Annotated in this window: 18 protein-coding genes; 8 read left to right on the forward strand and 10 right to left on the reverse strand. The window is 68.8% G+C overall.

Features of this window, described 5'->3' with window-relative positions:
• A partial coding sequence (locus JHD82_RS14040; RefSeq protein WP_199137053.1) for a M48 family metalloprotease occupies positions 1-315 on the forward strand: 315 nt, incomplete at its 5' end.
• Between the two features lie 10 nt (positions 316-325).
• On the opposite strand, the gene JHD82_RS14045 is transcribed toward JHD82_RS14040, so the two are convergent.
• From JHD82_RS14045 to JHD82_RS14055, 3 genes are all read right to left on the reverse strand, one after another.
• Positions 326-1,783: an aldehyde dehydrogenase family protein gene (locus JHD82_RS14045; protein ID WP_199137055.1), complete on the reverse strand. Its 1,458-nt coding sequence runs from the start codon at positions 1,781-1,783 to the stop codon at positions 326-328.
• A gap of 115 nt (positions 1,784-1,898) precedes the next feature.
• The gene (locus tag JHD82_RS14050) at positions 1,899-2,537 is read right to left on the reverse strand and encodes an MBL fold metallo-hydrolase (RefSeq protein WP_012202273.1); all 639 of its coding nucleotides are present in this window, start codon (positions 2,535-2,537) and stop codon (positions 1,899-1,901) included.
• An 86-nt stretch (positions 2,538-2,623) separates the two neighbouring features.
• On the reverse strand, positions 2,624-2,863 hold the full coding sequence (locus tag JHD82_RS14055) for a zinc ribbon domain-containing protein (protein ID WP_199137057.1): 240 nt from the start codon (positions 2,861-2,863) through the stop codon (positions 2,624-2,626).
• 320 nt (positions 2,864-3,183) lie between these two features.
• On the opposite strand from JHD82_RS14055, the gene JHD82_RS14060 reads away from it, so the two are divergent.
• The 3 genes from JHD82_RS14060 to JHD82_RS14070 are packed head-to-tail and all read left to right on the forward strand — an operon-like array spanning position 3,184 to position 6,057.
• Positions 3,184-4,299, forward strand: a complete 1,116-nt coding sequence (locus tag JHD82_RS14060) for a Re/Si-specific NAD(P)(+) transhydrogenase subunit alpha (RefSeq protein WP_012202275.1) — start codon at positions 3,184-3,186, stop codon at positions 4,297-4,299.
• 1 nt (position 4,300) lies between these two features.
• On the forward strand, positions 4,301-4,636 hold the full coding sequence (locus tag JHD82_RS14065; RefSeq protein WP_199137059.1) for an NAD(P) transhydrogenase subunit alpha: 336 nt from the start codon (positions 4,301-4,303) through the stop codon (positions 4,634-4,636).
• A complete protein-coding gene (locus JHD82_RS14070) occupies positions 4,633-6,057 on the forward strand; it encodes an NAD(P)(+) transhydrogenase (Re/Si-specific) subunit beta (protein ID WP_012202277.1) in 1,425 nt (474 codons plus the stop codon). The genes JHD82_RS14065 and JHD82_RS14070 overlap by 4 nt, the downstream gene beginning before the upstream one ends.
• 52 nt (positions 6,058-6,109) lie before the next feature.
• Here JHD82_RS14070 and JHD82_RS14075 read toward each other — a convergent pair whose 3' ends face one another.
• Positions 6,110-6,913 carry an exodeoxyribonuclease III gene (locus JHD82_RS14075; RefSeq protein WP_012202278.1) on the reverse strand — a complete coding sequence of 268 codons (804 nt, stop codon included), beginning with the start codon at positions 6,911-6,913 and terminating at the stop codon, positions 6,110-6,112.
• A gap of 10 nt (positions 6,914-6,923) precedes the next feature.
• Here JHD82_RS14075 and pyrE point away from each other — a divergent pair, with 10 nt between their 5' ends.
• The 3 genes from pyrE (at position 6,924) to JHD82_RS14090 (ending at position 11,125) form a co-directional block, all read left to right on the forward strand.
• Complete coding sequence (gene pyrE, locus JHD82_RS14080; RefSeq protein WP_183019254.1) at positions 6,924-7,625, forward strand: orotate phosphoribosyltransferase; 702 nt, start codon at positions 6,924-6,926, stop codon at positions 7,623-7,625.
• Positions 7,626-7,632: 7 nt separating this feature from the next.
• On the forward strand, positions 7,633-8,301 hold the full coding sequence (locus JHD82_RS14085; protein ID WP_199137060.1) for a DUF4124 domain-containing protein: 669 nt from the start codon (positions 7,633-7,635) through the stop codon (positions 8,299-8,301).
• A 211-nt stretch (positions 8,302-8,512) separates the two neighbouring features.
• A complete protein-coding gene (locus JHD82_RS14090) occupies positions 8,513-11,125 on the forward strand; it encodes a membrane-bound PQQ-dependent dehydrogenase, glucose/quinate/shikimate family (RefSeq protein ID WP_199137062.1) in 2,613 nt (870 codons plus the stop codon).
• Positions 11,126-11,153: 28 nt separating this feature from the next.
• On the opposite strand, the gene JHD82_RS14095 is transcribed toward JHD82_RS14090, so the two are convergent.
• From JHD82_RS14095 to JHD82_RS14110, 4 genes are all read right to left on the reverse strand, one after another.
• Entirely contained in the window at positions 11,154-11,507 is a 354-nt protein-coding gene (locus JHD82_RS14095; protein ID WP_017404908.1) for a hypothetical protein, read from the reverse strand.
• Positions 11,508-11,583: 76 nt separating this feature from the next.
• The gene (locus JHD82_RS14100; protein WP_013800215.1) at positions 11,584-11,820 is read right to left on the reverse strand and encodes a hypothetical protein; all 237 of its coding nucleotides are present in this window, start codon (positions 11,818-11,820) and stop codon (positions 11,584-11,586) included.
• 122 nt (positions 11,821-11,942) lie between these two features.
• The gene (locus JHD82_RS14105) at positions 11,943-12,506 is read right to left on the reverse strand and encodes a nitroreductase family protein (protein ID WP_199137064.1); all 564 of its coding nucleotides are present in this window, start codon (positions 12,504-12,506) and stop codon (positions 11,943-11,945) included.
• A 49-nt stretch (positions 12,507-12,555) separates the two neighbouring features.
• Positions 12,556-13,518: a hypothetical protein gene (locus JHD82_RS14110; protein WP_199137066.1), complete on the reverse strand. Its 963-nt coding sequence runs from the start codon at positions 13,516-13,518 to the stop codon at positions 12,556-12,558.
• A gap of 358 nt (positions 13,519-13,876) precedes the next feature.
• Here JHD82_RS14110 and serA point away from each other — a divergent pair, with 358 nt between their 5' ends.
• Entirely contained in the window at positions 13,877-15,106 is a 1,230-nt protein-coding gene (serA, locus tag JHD82_RS14115) for a phosphoglycerate dehydrogenase (RefSeq protein ID WP_012202286.1), read from the forward strand.
• Between the two features lie 10 nt (positions 15,107-15,116).
• Here the strand turns inward: serA and JHD82_RS14120 are convergent, their stop codons facing one another.
• Positions 15,117-16,307, reverse strand: coding sequence for an HPP family protein (locus JHD82_RS14120; RefSeq protein WP_307838100.1), 1,191 nt, complete (start codon positions 16,305-16,307; stop codon positions 15,117-15,119).
• A 163-nt stretch (positions 16,308-16,470) separates the two neighbouring features.
• A complete protein-coding gene (locus tag JHD82_RS14125) occupies positions 16,471-17,694 on the reverse strand; it encodes a serine hydrolase (protein WP_199137070.1) in 1,224 nt (407 codons plus the stop codon).
• Between the last annotated feature and the right edge of the window lie 122 nt (positions 17,695-17,816).

The raw sequence follows: 17,816 nt of genomic DNA on the forward strand, positions 1-17,816 counted from the left end.
TCGCTGGGCGCCCAATTGCTGGGCCTGGGCGACCTGGGCAATGCGGCGGCCCGCCTGGGTGGCCAGCTGCTGTCGCTGAAATTCAGCCGGGGCGACGAGAGTGAGGCCGACCTCGTGGGCCTGGAACTGGCCGCGCGCGCCGGCTACAACCCCCAGGCCTCGGTCTCGCTGTGGCGCAAGATGGGCCAGGCCACGGGCGACCGCGGCGGCCTGGAATTCCTGTCCACCCACCCCGCAGGCCCCGAGCGCATCCGCGAACTGGAGCGCAACATCCCGCGCGTGGAAGGCCTCTACGAGGCCGCACGGCGCGGGTAGGCAGCCGCCTTCAGGCGGCGGCTTTTTGCTTTGGTTGATAGCCCATCACGGCTTTCACTTCAAGGTACTCCTTGAAGCCGTGCTCGCCCCATTCCCGGCCCGTGCCCGACTGCTTGTAGCCACCGAACGGCGCGCCGAAGTCCGGCCCCGCGCCGTTGAGGTGGACCATGCCGGTGCGCAGGCGCGATGCCACGCGGCGTGCGCGCTCCAGGCTGCCTGACTGCACATAGCCCGACAGGCCGTAGGGCGTGTCGTTGGCCTGGGCGATGGCCTCCTCCTCCGTGTCGTAGGGCAGGATGACCAGCACGGGGCCGAAGATCTCCTCGCGCGCAATGGTCATGTCGTTGCGCACGTCGGCGAACACCGTGGGCCGCACGAAGTAGCCGCGCGCAAGGCCCTCGGGGCGGCCCGTGCCACCGGCCACCAGGGTGGCGCCTTCGGCGATGCCGGCCTCGATCAGGCCCTGGATCTTGCGGAACTGCGCCTCGCTGACCACGGGGCCCATGTGCATGGCGCCCGTGTCGGCCAATGCATCGCCTACCTTCACGCCCTCGGCAGCGGCCTTGGCGGCCGCCACGGCGCGCGCATGCATGGCGCGCGGCACGAACATGCGCGTGGGCGCGTTGCAGCTCTGGCCGGAGTTGGTGAAGCAGGCGTTCACGCCCTGGGCAACGGCCTTTTCGATGTCGGCGTCGTCCAGCACGATGTTGGCCGACTTGCCGCCCAGCTCCTGCGTCACGCGCTTGACGGTATCGGCCGAGGCCTTGGCCACGGCAATGCCCGCGCGCGTGGAGCCCGTGAAGGTCATCATGTCGATGCCGGGGTGCACGGACATGGCCTCGCCCACCGAGGGGCCGTCGCCGTTGACCAGGTTGAACACGCCGGCCGGCACGCCCGCTTCGTGCAGGATCTCGGCCACCAGGATGGCGTTGAGCGGCGCGATCTCCGAGGGCTTGAGCACCATGGTGCAGCCCGCCGCCAGGGCCGGTGCCACCTTGCACATGATCTGGTTGATGGGCCAGTTCCAGGGCGTGATCATGCCCACCACGCCCACGGGCTCATGCACGATGCCGGTGGTGCCGCGCACGCTCTCGAACTCGAAGTCCTTGAGCACCTGCAGTGTCTGCTTCAGGTGCCCCGCGCCCACGGTGGCCTGGGCCGCGCGCGACAGCCACAGCGGCGCGCCCATCTCCAGCGAGATGGTCTGCGCCACCTCGTCGATGCGGCGCATGTAGACCGCCAGCACCTTGTCCAGCAGGGCCAGCCGCTCGTCGCGCGTGGTCTGCGAGAAGCCGTCGAACGCGCGGCGTGCGGCGGCCACGGCTGCATCGACATCGGCGGCCGAGCCCATGCTGATGCGGGCCGCCACCTCCTCGGTGGACGGATTGATCACATCCAGCGTGCGCGGCACAGCCGGGGGAACCCATTGGCCGTCGATATAGAACTGCAGGTGCTCTTGCGTGCTCATGAAGCTGTCTCCGTTAGTTGGAATGGGAGGCGGTCCGGGGGCGCCGCCTGCTGTGCCGGGCATGATGCCCGATGGGCGCAGGCGCGCGGAGTCCTGTAGGGGACTCCCGTACGGCTCAGGTCCCGCCCACGTAGGGGTTGCTCTTGCGCTCGCGGCCGAAGCTGCTTTCGGGGCCGTGGCCCGGGATGAACACGGTCTGGTCGCCCATGGGCCACAGGCGCTGGACGATGCTGTCGATCAGCTGCTGGTGGTTGCCCTGGGGAAAGTCGGTGCGGCCGATGCTGCCCGCGAACAGCACGTCTCCCACGAAGGCGCGGTCGATCTGCGGCGCATGGAACACCACGTGGCCGGGCGTATGGCCGGGGCAGTGGCGCACCTGCAGCGTTTCCTGGCCGATGCTCACCGTGTCGCCATCGTGCAGCCAGCGCGTGGGCGTGAAGGGGTCCGAATGCGGGAAGCCGAACATGGCGCCCTGCTGGGGCAGCGCATCGATCCAGAACTGGTCTCCGGGATGGGGGCCGATGATGGGCAACTGCTGTGCATCGGCCAGCTCGCGCGTGCCGCCCGCGTGGTCTATGTGGGCGTGCGTGAGCCAGATGGCCTTGAGCGCCAGGCCCAGGCGCTCAATCTCCCAGCCGATCTGCTCCAGGTCGCCGCCCGGGTCGATGACGGCGGCTTCCATGGTCTGGTCGCACCAGACCAGCGAGCAGTTCTGCTGGAAGGCGGTGACGGGGATGGTGTGGTACTGGAGCATGAGCGGCGTGGGTGCTTCTGGCGAAAGCGTCCATTATTCCCGGTCCTTCCCCTGATGGCAGCGCAGGACCGCCCCCGCTTGCACCGTCAGGTGGTCGGCTGGCCGCATTGCCCGCAGAACCGCGCGCCGGCCGGATGGCTGGCGTTGCAGTTCCTGCAGGCCTGCGGCAGCACCGCGCCGCCACACTGCGGGCAAAAGCGCGAGCTGGCGGCAATGGATGCACGGCAGCCGGGGCAGACCGCCGCCACGGCTGCGGCACGGTATGTGCCGCCGCCGTGGTGGCCGCCGCGCGAATGATTTCCGAACAGTCTTTGCAAGAGTCCCATGGTGTATTCCTTCGCACTGCGCGGATGCGCCGCTGCAGTCGTTCAAAGGCGCATTGGGACACGGCAGCGGTCCGCCGGGCCGTGGATGGCGATCATTTAATGTGGCTGTCATCTCGTGGCAATCCAGGTCCTGTGACGGACAGGAGACAGCCTCGCGGGCAGACCCCGTGGCTGCGGCAACGCCGCCGTGTTACAAGCTAGCCGTGCCGCCAAGCCAGCCTGCCCCCGATGCAGGCACGCAAGGATTTTTTCGAGGATGGGCCGGGCCGCCACCTGCGCAATGCAGGGCGGGTACCGGCATCACGCGAGGGAGAACCGGTATGTTGATTGGCGTGCCTGCCGAGACCATGGCAGGAGAAACCCGGGTGGCTGCGACCCCCGAGACCGTCAAGAAGCTGCGTGCGCAAGGCCATGTGCTGCGCGTGCAGGCGGGGGCGGGAGTGGCGGCCAGCGTGCCCGATGCCTTGTACGAGGCAGCGGGCGCGGAGATCGTCGATGTGGCAGGCGCCCTGGGCGCCGACCTGGTGCTCAAGGTCCGTATCCCTTCGGAGGACGAGTTGCCCGGCATCCGCAAGGGCGCAACGCTGGTCGGCATGCTGGACCCGTTCCAGCCCGCAGGCCTGCAGCGCCTGGCCGACGCGGGAGTGACGGCCTATGCGCTGGAGGCGGCTCCGCGCACCACGCGTGCGCAGAGCATGGACGTGCTGTCCAGCCAGGCCAATATCGCCGGCTACAAGGCCGTGATGATCGCGGCCAACCAGTACCAGCGCTTCTTTCCCATGCTGATGACGGCGGCCGGCACGGTGAAGGCCGCGCGCGTCGTGGTGCTGGGCGTGGGCGTGGCCGGCCTGCAGGCCATTGCCACGGCCAAGCGCCTGGGCGCCGTGATCGAGGCCAGCGATGTGCGGCCCAGCGTGCGTGAGCAGGTCGAATCCCTGGGCGGCAAGTTCATCGACGTGCCCTACGAGACCGCCGAGGAAAAGGAGGCCGCCGAAGGCGTGGGCGGCTACGCGCGCCCCATGCCGCAAAGCTGGCTGGACCGCCAGAAGGCCGAGGTGGCCAAGCGCGTGGCCCAGGCTGACGTGGTCATCACCACGGCGCTGATTCCGGGCCGGCCCGCTCCCGTGCTGGTCACGGCCGAGATGGTGCAGGCCATGAAGCCCGGCGCTGTCATCGTGGACCTGGCGGCAGAGCGCGGCGGCAACTGCCCGCTGACCCAGGCCGGCATGACCGTGGTCACGCATGGCGTGACCATCGTGGGACTGACCAACCTGCCCGCCATGGTGGCGGCCGATGCCTCGGCCCTGTATGCACGCAACGTGCTCGATTTTCTCAAGCTCATCATCAACAAGGATGGCGCCCTGCATGTGGACATGGAGGACGACATCGTGGCCGCGTGCCTGATGGCCCATGAAGGCCAGCTGCGGAGGAAATGACATGGAAGCCGTATCCCCCACCATCATCCATCTCATCATCTTCGTGCTGGCCATCTACGTGGGCTACCACGTGGTCTGGACCGTCACGCCCGCGCTGCACACGCCGCTGATGGCGGTGACCAATGCCATCTCGGCCATCGTCATCGTCGGCGCCATGCTGGCGGCGGCGCTCACGGAAACGGGCCTGGGCAAGACCATGGGCGTGCTGGCCGTGGCGCTGGCCGCGGTCAACGTGTTCGGCGGCTTCCTGGTCACGCGGCGCATGCTGGAGATGTTCCGCAAGAAAGAGCGCAAGAGCGCTCCGGGCAAGGACGCCAAGGCGGAGGGCCAGTCATGAGCATGAACCTCGTCACATTGCTCTACCTGGTGGCCAGCGTCTGCTTCATCCAGGCGCTCAAGGGGCTGTCGCATCCCACCACCTCCATACGCGGCAACCTGTTCGGCATGGCCGGCATGGTGATCGCCGTGCTGACCACGGCGGCGCTCATCGTGCAGCTGGCCGGCGGCAACGCTCTGGGCCTGGGCTGGGTGCTGCTGGGCCTGCTGGTCGGCGGCACGGCCGGTGCCGTCATGGCCCAGCGCGTGGAGATGACCAAGATGCCCGAGCTGGTGGCCTTCATGCACAGCATGATCGGCCTGGCGGCGGTGTTCATCGCCGTGGCCGCCGTGGCCGAGCCCTGGGCCTTTGCCATCACGGCCAAGGGCGGCGCCATTCCGGGCGGCAACCGCGTGGAGCTGGCGCTGGGCGCCTTCATCGGCGCCGTGACCTTCACGGGCTCGGTGATCGCCTTCGGCAAGCTCAGCGGCAAGTACAAGTTCCGCCTGTTCCAGGGCGCGCCCGTGCAGTTCAAGGGCCAGCATGCGCTCAACGCCGTGCTGGGGCTGGCAGCAGCCTTCTTCGTCTTCGGCTTCTGGCACAGCCAAAGCTGGATGGACATCGTGCTGGTCATCGCCCTGGGCCTGCTGCTGGGCGTGCTGCTGATCATTCCCATCGGCGGCGCGGACATGCCGGTGGTCGTGTCCATGCTCAACAGCTACTCGGGCTGGGCGGCGGCGGGCATCGGCTTCTCGCTGAACAACAGCATGCTGATTATTGCGGGTTCGCTGGTGGGCAGTTCGGGCGCCATCCTGAGCTACATCATGTGCAAGGCCATGAACCGCTCGTTCTTCAGCGTGATCCTGGGTGGCTTCGGCGGCGAGGCCACCAGCGCGGCGGCAGGCTCCCAGCAGCAGCGCAACGTGAAAAGCGGCAGCGCCGACGATGCGGCCTTCGTCCTGGGCAATGCCGAGACCGTGGTCATCGTGCCCGGCTACGGCCTGGCCGTGGCGCGTGCCCAGCACGCGGTCAAGGAGCTGGCCGACAAGCTCACCGAGCGCGGCGTGACGGTGAAGTACGCCATCCACCCGGTGGCCGGCCGCATGCCCGGCCACATGAACGTGCTGCTGGCCGAGGCCGAGGTCCCCTACGACCAGGTCTTCGAGATGGAGGACATCAACAGCGAGTTCGGCCAGGCCGACGTGGCCATCATCCTGGGCGCCAACGACGTGGTGAACCCCGCCGCGCACGTCAAGGGCAGCCCCATCTACGGCATGCCCATCCTGGAGGCCTACAAGGCCAAGACGGTGATCGTCAACAAGCGCTCCATGGCGGCCGGCTATGCGGGCCTGGACAACGAGCTGTTCTACATGGACAAGACCATGATGGTCTTCGGCGACGCCAAGAAGGTGGTGGAGGACATGGGCAAGGCGCTGGAGTGAGGTGCTGCCTGGGGCACAAGGGACAAGGGGCGGCGCGAGCCGCTCCTTGCGCTCACACCTTCATGTCATAGCCGATGGTCACCGGCGCATGGTCCGAGAACTTCACATCCTTGTAGATGTGCTCGGTGCGTGCCAGTGCGGCGATGGCCGGGGTGGCCAGGTGGTAGTCCAGGCGCCATCCCACGTTGTTGGCATAGGCCTGGCCTCGGTTGCTCCACCATGTGTAGCAGGCGTCCGTGGTGTCGGGCTGGAGCAGGCGATAAACGTCCACAAGACCGCCCGTGGGATCAGTTTTGTGTAACAACTTTGTCATCCACTCGCGCTCTTCGGGCGTGAAACCGCTGTTTTTCTGGTTGCTGCGCCAGTTCTTGAGGTCGATTTGCTGGTGGGCGATGTTGATGTCGCCGCACAGGATGAACTCGCGCTCGCCCTTCATGCGCATCAGGTGCTCGTGCATTTCGGCCAGGAAGCGGAACTTGGCCGTCTGGCGCAGTTCGCCCGAGCTGCCGCTGGGAAAGTAGGCGCTGATGATGGACAGCTTGCGCGCGGGCGTGTCGAAGCGCGCCTCCACATAGCGGCCCTCGGCGTCGAACTCGTGCGAGCCGAAGCCGACCACGACATCGCTGGGCTCGTGGCGGCTGTAGACGCCCACGCCCGAGTAGCCCTTCTTCTCGGCGTAGTGGAAGTGGCCGCGCAGGCCAGCCAGCAGCTCGAAGCGTCCGGTCATGTCGGCGGCCTGGGCCTTGATTTCCTGCACGCAAATACAATCCGGCGCAGTGGCCTCGATCCAGGCTTCGACGCCCTTGGTCGAGGCCGAGCGGATGCCGTTGAGGTTGAGGCTGGTCAATTTGAACAAGGATGAATCCATGGTGGTGAGTAATCTGCAGGCCGATGACACAGGCCGTCTGGCGCAGGAATTTGTGCAATTCGCCGTTGACGCAGGGGTGCTGCGTTTCGGCGAGTTCAAGACCAAGGCCGGGCGCATGAGCCCGTACTTCTTCAATGCCGGCCTGTTCGATGACGGCGGCAAGATGGGCCGTCTCGCCGAATTCTATGCAAAAGCCATCGCAGCCAGCGGCATCGAGTTCGACATGATCTTCGGCCCCGCCTACAAGGGCATCCCGCTGGCCGCCACCGTGGCCGTGGAGCTGGCCCGCATGGGCCTGAACAAGCCCTTTGCGTACAACCGCAAGGAAGCCAAGGACCACGGCGAGGGCGGCACCCTGGTGGGCGCGCCCCTCAAGGGCCGCGTGCTGATCGTGGACGACGTGATGAGCGCCGGCACGGCAGCGCGCGAGTCCATCGCCATCATCCGCGCCGCAGGCGCCACGCCGCATGCCGTGGCGATCGCGCTGGACCGCCAGGAAATGGCCACCGAGAATGGCCAGGACGTGCCCCACAGCGCCGTGCAGTACGTGCGCAATCAGCTGGGTATGCAGGTCTGCACCATTGCAAAGTTGGCAGACTTATTGCTTTATCTTGAGATTCAGGGCGGCAGCGCGGGCAGCGGCCACCATGAGCGCGTGCTGGCCTACCGCCAGCGTTACGGAGTCAATGACAAGGAATAAGGGTTTGATGAACAAGGCGTTGCATGCACGGTTGCTGTGGTGCGCCCTGGCTGGTGCCACGGCTGGCCCTGCCTGCGCCCTGGATGCCGGCGTGCCGGCCGGCATCTATGCATGCACCGACGCCAAGGGCCGGCGCCTGACGGCAGACCGCCCGATTGCCGAATGCGTGGACCGCGACCAGCGTGTGCTGGGCAGCTCCGGCGTGGAGCTTCGCCGCGTCGGCCCCACGCTGACCGACAACGAGCGCGCCGAGCTCGATGCCCAGCGCCGCCGCGAGCAGGCCGAACAGCGCCGTGTGCGCGAGGAGCGCTCGCGCGAGCGCGCCCTGATTGCGCGCTATCCCAACCAGGCCACGCACGACGCCGAACGCGCCGAGGCCCTGTCGCAGACCGACCAGGTCGCCAACCTGGCGCGCCAGCGCATACAGGAGCTGCAGGCCCAGCGCGTCAAGATCGATGGCGAGATGGAGTTCTACCGCAAGGACCCGTCCAAGGCCCCCGCCTCCCTGCGCCGCCAGCTCGATGAAAACCGCAGCAGCCAGGAAGAGCAGCAGCGCTTCATCCAGCAGCAGGAGCAGGAAAAAAGCCGCATCAACCAGCGCTTCGATGCCGAGCTCGTGCCGCTGCGTGCGCTGTGGAGCGCGGCCGCCGCCGCTGCGGCTCCCACGGGCCGCTGAGCGGCCCTTGCCCCCTGTCTTTCCCGTCTGGCGCGAACGGCCTGCCGCACGCCCGGTGCGCGTGAATCGGATTCGTCCTGCAAGCGCTGCCATTGCGGCGGTCTAGGCTGTCACTACATTCCCGGCCACGGATTTTCCCGGGCCCTCAGGGCCTGGCTGCTGGTGTGCGCTGCAGCCACTGGTGCCGGGCCGCCGCGAGAAGGGAGCATGCATGACGGCATGGCGATGGTTGACGGTGCTGTGGCTGTGGGCCGCCGGTGCCTGGCTGGCCTGGGGAGGCGCCCAGCTGCTGTGGGCCGGGGGCAGCGGCTACTACGTGGTGGCAGGTGTGCTGCTGTTGGCCGTGGGCCTGGGCGTGGCGCGCCGTTCGGCAGCGGCGCTGTGGCTGTTTGCGCTGTGGCTGCTGGGCACCGCGCTGTGGGCGGTCTGGGAGATAGGGCTGGACTGGTGGCCGCTGGCGGGGCGCCTGGGTGTGCCCTGGTTGATGGGCCTGCTGCTGGTGCTGCCCTGGTCGGTGCGTGCGCTGCGCCATGAGCCCGACATGGGCCAGAACCGGGGCCTGGCACCGGCCCATGCGGCGCTGGCGCTGGTGGTGCTGGGCACGGCCATTCTTGCGGGCCTGTCATTCGGGCGCCAGCGCGATGCCCATGAAACCCAGGGCCAGTTTGCGGGTGCGGCCGCCGCCGCGTCGGACCTGCCGGCCGACGGCCAGGTCACGGCCGTGCAGAACATGTCCATGGTGGCCTCCGATGCCGGTGGCCTGCGCAGCCCGCCGGTGCTGCAGGGCGATGCCACCGATGCCGTGCCCGAGGGCGAATGGCATGCCTATGGCCGCACCGGAGCGGGCCAGCGCTATTCGCCGCTGCGCCAGATCGGCCCGCACAACGTGCGGCTGCTGCAATTGGCCTGGGAGTTCCGCACGGGCGATGTGCGCGGCAAACCCGGCGATCCCGAAGAAACCACGTTCGAGGTCACGCCGCTGAAGATCGGCGAGCGCCTGTTCCTGTGCACGCCCCACCAGTCGGTGATTGCGCTCGATGCCACCACGGGCAAGCAGCTGTGGCGGCGCGACCTGCCCATGCCCAAGGGGCTGGCGCTGCAGCATCTGACCTGCCGGGGCCTGTCCTACCAGTCCGCGCAGGCGGCCGCGCAGTTCGATGCGGCGGCAGGGCAGACGCATTCGGCGGTGGCGCCGGCTGCAAGGAAGTCCGGCGCGCAGGCCGTGCCTGCACCCACCGCCGCATCCGCGGCTTCGGCTTCTGCTTCTGCAGCCCCTGGCGATGACGGCCGCTGCACCGCCAAGCTGTTCATGGCCACGGCCGACGGCAAGGTGGTCGCGCTCAATCCCGCAGATGGCCAGACCTGCAGCAATGTGGCGGGCGGCCAGGGCCAGATCGACCTCTGGCAGGGCATGCCCGAGCGCAAGCCGGGCTCGTACTACTCGACCTCGCCGGTGGTGGTGGCGCGCGACCGCATCATCGTGGGTGGCACGGTGCTGGACAACCATTCCACGCGCGAGCCTTCGGGCGTGATCCGTGCGTTCGACATCCGCTCGGGTGCGCTGCTGTGGGCCTGGGACCCGGGGCGGCCAGGCAACAGCACGCCGCTGCCTCCGGGGCAGACCTATGTGCCCAGCTCGCCCAACAGCTGGTCCATCTCCAGCGTGGACGAGACGCTGGGCCTGGTCTTCGTGCCCATGGGCAATGCGCCGCCCGACCAATGGGGCGGGCGGCGCAGCGCCGAGGCCGAGCAGTATTCGTCCTCGGTGGTGGCGCTGGACATTGCCACGGGCGCCGTGCGCTGGGTGTTCCAGACCGTGCACCACGATCTCTGGGACTACGACGTGCCCTCTCAACCCAGCCTGATCGACCTGGAGATCGGCGGCCACAGCGTGCCCGCCCTGGTGCAGCCCACCAAGCAAGGCGAGCTGTTCGTGCTGGACCGGCGCACGGGCCAGCCGCTGCTGCCCGTCACCGAGGTGGCTGCGCCGCAGGGCGCGGCACGCGGCGACCGCACGGCGCCCACGCAGCCGCATTCGCAGCTGAGCTTCAACCCCCCGGCCCTGACCGAGCGCGACATGTGGGGCGCCAGCCCCTTCGAGCAACTGTGGTGCCGGCTGGCCTTTCGCCGCCTGCGCTACGAGGGGCGCTTCACGCCGCCCTCGGAGCAGGGCTCGCTGATCTATCCGGGCAATTTCGGCGTCTTCAACTGGGGCGGCGTGTCCGTGGACCCGCGCCGGCAGGTGGTGTTTGCCACGCCCACGCGGCTGGCCTTCGTCTCCACCCTGGTGCCGCGCGCGGACGATACCTCGCTGCTGGTGCAGGACGGCGGCCCGCCCAAGGACAGCCTGCCCGCGCTCAACGAAAACTTCGGCGCACCGTTTGCGGTGCGGCTCAAGCCCTTTGTCTCGCCGCTGGGCATTCCCTGCCAGGCGCCGCCCTGGGGCTTTGTGGCGGGTGCCGACCTGCGCACGGGCCAGATCGTCTGGCAGCGCCGCAACGGCACGCCGCGTGACCTGAGCCCGCTGCCGCTGGGCTTTCGCATGGGCGTGCCCGGCATTGGCGGCCCGGTGATGACCGCTGGCGGCGTGGCCTTCTACTCGGGGGCATTGGACAACTATGTGCGCGCCTATGACGTGGACAGCGGCCGCCAGCTCTGGCAGGACCGCCTGCCCGCAGGCGGCCAGGCCACGCCCATGACCTACCTGGGCACGGACCAGCGCCAGTACCTGGTGGTGGTGGCGGGTGGGCATGGTTCGACCGGCACCAAGGCCGGGGACAGCGTGCGCGCCTATGTGCTGCCCAAGGAGGTGGCGGCGCCCTGAGCGCTCGCACCGTGGGGTCAGCGCCGGCTCATGCCGATCCGGCCCGGCCCAGCATGCGCAGCACGCGCGTGACCAGCAGCGCGGCCACCCAGGCCAGTCCGCCGATCAGCAGCGGCAGGCGCAGCAGCGCGCCCTGCTGGGCGAACAGCATCAGCGCGTCCGCCTTCCACAGCACGGCATAGCCCGTGTACAGGCCGTAGGCCAGCCAGGCCAGGGCGCCCAGGGCGAACAGGGCCGCCATGCGCCGGGCGCTGCGGCCATCGCGCGAATCTGCAGGCAGGGCGCGCGTGCCGTGCCAGACCCAGCCGATGGAGGCGAGCACCAGCAAGGCACTGGCTGCCACGGACAGCTGCAGCCAGGTATGGGGAGAGAGTGAGGACATCAAAAGGAAACTGCGCGCCGGCACCGTGCCGGCCGCAGCGAGTGTAGCGGCGCCGTGCTTTGCGCCGCCGGCGCGCTCAGGCCGGCTGCCAGACGGTGGCGCCGTGGCCCTGGCCGCCGCTTCCAGGCACGGCATGGATGCCCAGCACGGCCGCGTGGCGCTGCAGCAGGGCGTCGAATTGCTCGGTGCTTTCCGCCGTGGCCGGGGCGTCGTCGTATTCGCTGGCCACCTGGTCCGTGGTGAAGGAGCTGGCGCCGAACTTCTGGACGATGTTGCGCAGCTTGTCGAGATTGGGGCTGGTGGATGGGGTCATGGCAACTCCTTGGGGTCATGGACGCCTGCTGCGCCGCAGGCCTGTGGACCAGTGTAGCCCCGGGGCCTGGAGCGGCCATCCGGGGCATCCCCGCAAAGCGGCGTAGGACTTGGAACCCGCCGTCAGCCGCCCGTGGTCACGGGGCCGGCGCTCAGCACTTCGGCCAGCGGCTTGCGGGGCGAGGGCACCTCGCGCTCGCGCAGATCGTCGGGCAGGGTGGCCGCGTCGCCGCGCCAGCCCACGGCGATCACCACCTCGGGCTCCAGGTGCTCGGGCAGGCGCAGCACCTCGCGTGCGGCGTCGGCCGAGAAGCCGCCCATGGCGTGCGTGGCCAGGCCCATGGCGTGGGCTTCCAGCGCCAGGTAGCCCCAGGCGCAGCCCGCGTCGAAGCTGTGCTTGCCGGGCGAGGCCTGGCGGTCGGACATCAGCACGATCAGCGCGCCCGCCTCCAGGCACCAGCGGCGGTTGAACTCGTTGGGAATGGTGCTGAAGGCCTGCCAGTTCGCATCGCCGCGCAGCGCATAGGCAAAGTGCCAGGGCTGCTTGTTGCTGGCCGAAGGCGCCCAGCGCGCGGCGTCGGCCAGTTGCTCGATCTGGGCCTGGCTCAGTGCCTCCGGCTTGAAGGCGCGCGGCGACATGCGGCCCAGGAATTGCGGATGGATGGGAGTGGTGGTGTTGCGTGTCATGCGGATATGCGGCAAGCAGAAAGGAAAGCGGCAACGATAGCGCAAGGCCTCAGGGCTGGCGCGGTGCCTGGCCATGCTGCTGGCTGATCACGCGCAGGTGGCGCTCCATGCGGATGAAGACCAGCACCATCACCACCAGCACGAGGAATGACATCAGCATGCTCCAGAAGGCCGTCTCCACGGCGCCGAAGCGCTCCTTCCAGGAGCTGCTGCCGTGGCTGTCCTCGCCGCGCAGCGCGCGCGCCGCATTGTCCAGGGACAGCGTGTAGTTCAGCAGCACCGTGGACAGGATCTGCTGGGCCGTCTGCGCCTGCAGCCGCGGCTCCAGCGCGGCATTGCCGAAGACCTGCTCCAGCGCGGCGGGCAGGCCCTGCACATAGGCCGCATAGGCGCCCTTGCCATGTTCCAGCTCGGCGGCCTGGGCGCGCTCATGGATGGCGGCGGCGGTATCCACGGGCTCGACCATCCAGCCGTCTTCCTCGCCGGTGGAGGCGGCTGCGGCAGCCGCTGCGTCGGCAGCCGCATCCACGGCCCCGGCATCGCCTTCGCGCTGCCCGCGTTCCTGGATGCGGCGCTGCACATCGGCCTCGGACGGCAGGGCGTCGCCTTGCAGCAGCGGGTGCAGCGGCGCCAGGCCCCGGGCCTGGTTGTCCCGCTCGGTGCGCTCGCGCCGCGCGGGATCCTTGTTCACGAAGGCGCGCACCAGGGCGTCGGCCTTCTGGAAGGCGGGGCGCAGCGCCGGATCGGCCAGGCGCTTTTCCATGGCGGGTTCGCCGCCGCCCGCGCCCAGGTCGCGGCTGGTTTCGTCCACGACGAACTGCAGGTCGGGCCTGGCGTCCTTCCAGTTCAATTCCTGGGCCACGGCCTGGGGCGCCTCGGCCTTGCCGGGCCTGAAGCTCTCCCAGGTCCACAGCGCCATGCCCACCAGCACGAGCAGGGAGAACACCAGCAGCACCACGCGCACCACCTGCACCAGCAGGTCCTCGATCCTGCGCAGCATGTTTGTAATCATCGGAATCCTCGGTTGGTTCGTAAAACAAGGGCGTGTCCGGCCCGCCTGCAGGGCTGTTCTGTTGCTATTGATTTGAAAGCGCCGGACACAGACGCGCGAATTCTAGGAAGGCTGCCGCGCACGGGCGCACCGGTTCTCAATGTTTTACATTTCGCGCCAATCTCGAAGTGTGCATGTGCTCCCGTGGCATGCACCGTCCTGCAATGGGCGCCTGCCGGATGGCAGGGCGTTCATGGCCGCAGGGCGCATGGTTCTCCCGCTTGCGGGCGCGCAGGCTTTGGGCCTACCGGCTGTAGCGGCTTCCCGAATCCGCTGTAATGCTCGCTCTGATTTCTGACTGACTAGAGAGGGCTCGCCCATGACCAAAACGTCGCTGGATAAATCGAAGATCAAGTTCCTGCTGCTCGAAGGCATCCATCCTTCCGCACTCGAAGTGCTGCGCAACGCGGGCTACACCAATGTGGAGACCGTGACGGGCGCGCTGGAAGGCGAGGAGCTCAAGCGCAAGATCGCCGACGTGCACTTCGTCGGCATCCGTTCGCGCACGCAGCTGACGGCCGACGTGTTCGCCGCCGCGCAAAAGCTCGTGGCCGTGGGCTGCTTTTGCATCGGCACCAACCAGGTGGACCTGGACGCGGCGCGCGAGCGCGGCGTGGTGGTCTTCAACGCGCCTTACTCCAACACGCGCTCGGTGGCCGAGCTGGTGCTGGCCGAAGCCATCCTGCTGCTGCGCGGCGTGCCTGCCAAGAACGCCTCCGCCCACCGCGGCGGCTGGCTCAAGAGCGCCGAGAATTCCTACGAAATCCGCGGCAAGACGCTGGGCATCGTGGGCTACGGCTCCATCGGCACCCAGCTGTCGGTGATGGCCGAGTCGGTGGGCATGCAGGTGCTGTTCCATGACGTGTCCACCAAGCTGCCGCTGGGCAATGCGCGCCAGGCCGCATCGCTGGCCGATCTGCTGGCCGGCAGCGACATCGTCACCCTGCACGTGCCCGAGCTGCCCTCCACCCAGTGGATGATCGGCGCCAAGGAAATCGCGGCCATGAAGCCCGGCGCCATCCTGATCAATGCCTCGCGCGGCACCGTGGTGGAGATTGAGCCGCTGGCCGAGGCCCTGAAGGCCGGCAAGCTGCTGGGCGCCGCCATCGATGTGTTCCCCACCGAGCCGCGCAGCAACAAGGATGAATTCGTCTCGCCCCTGCGCGGCCTGGACAACGTCATCCTGACCCCGCACGTGGGCGGCTCCACCATGGAGGCCCAGGCCAACATCGGCCTGGAAGTGGCCGAGAAGCTGGTCAAGTACAGCGACAACGGCACCACCACCTCGGCGGTGAACTTCCCCGAAGTGGCCCTGCCCGCCCACCCCGGCCAGAACCGCATCCTGCACGTGCACCACAACCAGCCCGGCGTGCTGTCGGCCATCAACCAGGTGTTTGCCGAGAACGGCATCAACATCGCCGGCCAGTACCTGCGCACCGACGAGAAGGTGGGCTATGTGGTGATCGACCTGGCGGCCCAGTCCTCGGGTCTGGCCGTGGAAAAGTTGACCCAGGTTCCGGGCACCATCCGCTGCCGCGTGCTGTTCTGATGGCCAGGTTTCAGGATGCTGCGCTTGGGCGCGCTTCCTGAAACGGGCGCATTGCCGGGTCGCCCTGTCTGCCCGGCTGCAGCAGCAGCCGCATCAGATCCGTGCGCGTGATCAGGCCGGTCAGCCGGCCTTCGCGCATCACGGGAATGCAGGGCACGCTGTGCCGGGCCAGGGCGTTGAGCAACTGGCCCACGGGCGTGTCTTCGTCCACGCTGAGTTCAGGCGCATGAACCAGCTGGGGCAGCTCCGACAGGCGGGGCGCGGCCCGGGTCTTGCCGGGCAGGCGCTGGCCCAGCCAGTTCAACAAAGAAGGTTTTGCCGCAGATTCGGCCGGGCGCACGGGGCTCATCCACAGCCACTCGTACAGCTCGGCGCGGGAGACCGTGCCGGCCAGGCCGCCATCGGCGTCCAGCACCGGCAGGCTCTTGGCCGGGTGCGCGCGAAAGCGTGCGGCCACGGCGTGCACGTCGTCGTCCATGGAGCAGCTCAAGGGATCGCGCGTCATCAGCTGGGCGCAGCGCACGCCGCCCAGGCGGTGCTCGATGGCGGTTTCCTCGGCGGCGGCCAGCAGCTCGGCCAGGTCATCGGCTTCCAGGTTGTTTTCCTGGCCGAAGCGCAGCAGCAGCCCCTCCAGATCGGCATGGGACAGGCCCAGGCGCGAGGCATGGCGGTGGGCCGCATCGGCGGGCGCGGCCTTGGGCGCCGTGTCGGCATGGTGGGGGTAGCGCCGGCCCGTGGCGCGGTGGAGCGCCGTGGCCGCCAGGACCAGCCCCAGTGTCAGCGCGCCCACGGGCAGGAAGGGCAGCATCCAGCCGGCGGCCAGCGAGGCCTTGGCGTTGAGCACCGTCAGCAGGGCCATGGCGCCACCTGGCGGGTGCAGCGAGCGCGTCAGCAGCATGCAGCCTATGGCGCCACCCACGGCCAGCGCAGGGGCCAGCTGGGGCGGGCACCACTGCAGCACGAACAGGGCCCAGAGCGCTGACACCGTATTGCCCACCACGCAGGACCAGGGCTGGGCCAGCGGGCTGGTGGGCACGGCGAACAGCAGCACGGCCGTGGCACCCAGTGGCGCGAACAGGCGCAGGGGAAGATCCCAGGTGCCCGCATGCGCCAGCCAGACCAGGGCCGTGGCCAGCCCCATGCCCACGATGGAGCCCATGGCCACGCGCCACATGTCCGCAGGCGCGGGGCGTGGCACCACCGGCCCCCATGCTTTTCTGTTCCAGCCCATGGCCTTGTTGTCTTTTTGTCTTTGCCTGCGCGGCCCCGGGGCAGGGCTGCAAAAGCGCGTCATTTTAGGAAGGGACGCCGCTCTTGCTGGCAGCATGGGCTTTGCACCCTTTCGGTGCGGCGCGCCTGCCGGCTCAGTCCACCACGGACTGGTACACGCCCTCGCGCATCACCCAGCGGTAGGGAATGCGCTGGGCCATGGACTGCATCATGAGGATGGCGAACAAATCCTCCTTCGGATCCACCCAGAAGAAGGTGCCGTAGATGCCGCTCCATGAAAAATCGCCCACGCTGCCCGGCAGCGGGTTGAGGCCGGGCGCCGTGCGCACCGCAAAGCCCAGGCCGAAGCCCTGGCCCACCTCGGGCGAGGGCAGCTGGGCGCCGAAATACGCCATATCCGGCCCCATGCGCACGCTGGCGGGCAGGTGGTTGGTGGTCATCAGCTCCACGGTCTTGCGCGAGACCAGGCGCACGCCGTCCAGCGTGCCGCCGTTGCACCAGAACAGGCACAGCCGCGCATAGTCGGCCATGGTCGAGACCATGCCCCCGCCGCCCGACTCGAACATCATGGCGCGCGTGACCGGGGGGATGGGCGGCATCTGTTTCTGCGGCCCTTCGGGCTGGGGCCGGGCGGCCCGTGCGATCTCGCTGTCGGGCGCATGAAAGCCCGTGTCGGCCATGCCCAGCGGCCCGGTGATGTGATCGCGCACGAAGGTGGCCAGCGTCTGGCCGCTGACCACCTCGACCACGCGGCCCAGCACGTCGGTGGACATGCCGTATTCCCAGGTCTCGCCGGGCTGGGCCACCAGCGGCAGCTGCGCGAGCCTGGTGATGAACTGCGCATTGGTGAACTTGCCGCTGAACAGGCCCGCATCCAGGTACATCTTCTTGACGGGGTGTTCGGTGCCGGCGAATCCATAGGGAATGCCGGAGGTGTGGCGCAGCAGGTCCTGCAGCGTGATGGGCCGCGCCAGCTGCGCGCGCTCCAGGCCCACGCGCAGCGCGGCCAGCTCGGGCAGGTACTGCTCCACAGGCTCGATGATGGACAGCCGCCCCTGCTCGGCCAGCATCATGATGGCCAGCGAGGTGATGGGCTTGCTCATGGAGGCGATGCGGAAGATGGCATCGGGCCGCATGGCCGTGCCGGCCTCGGGGTCCAGCAGGCCGAAGCTCTCCAGGTAGGCCAGCTTGCCGCGCCGCGCCACCAGGGCCACGGCGCCCGGGATCTCGCCGGTGTCCACGCCGCGCTGCAGCCGGGCCGACAGGCGCGCCAGGCGCGCGCTGCCCAGGCCCACGGTTTCAGGGGAGTCGGCCCAGGGCAGGCCGGGGATGTGCAGGCGGTCGGTGTTGGCGGTCATGGAGTCTCCTGTGGTGTGCGCCGATTGTTCCGGCAGATGGCCTGGCGCGCTGTTGGCTGCGGGACAGCGGCGTGCGGGTGCAGCGGGCATGCCGCCGCTAAACTGGCCCGCAGGAGACAACG

The sequence above is a fragment of the Delftia sp. ASV31 genome (genome assembly GCF_016428765.1).
Classification (GTDB): Bacteria; Pseudomonadota; Gammaproteobacteria; order Burkholderiales; family Burkholderiaceae_C; genus Comamonas; species Comamonas acidovorans.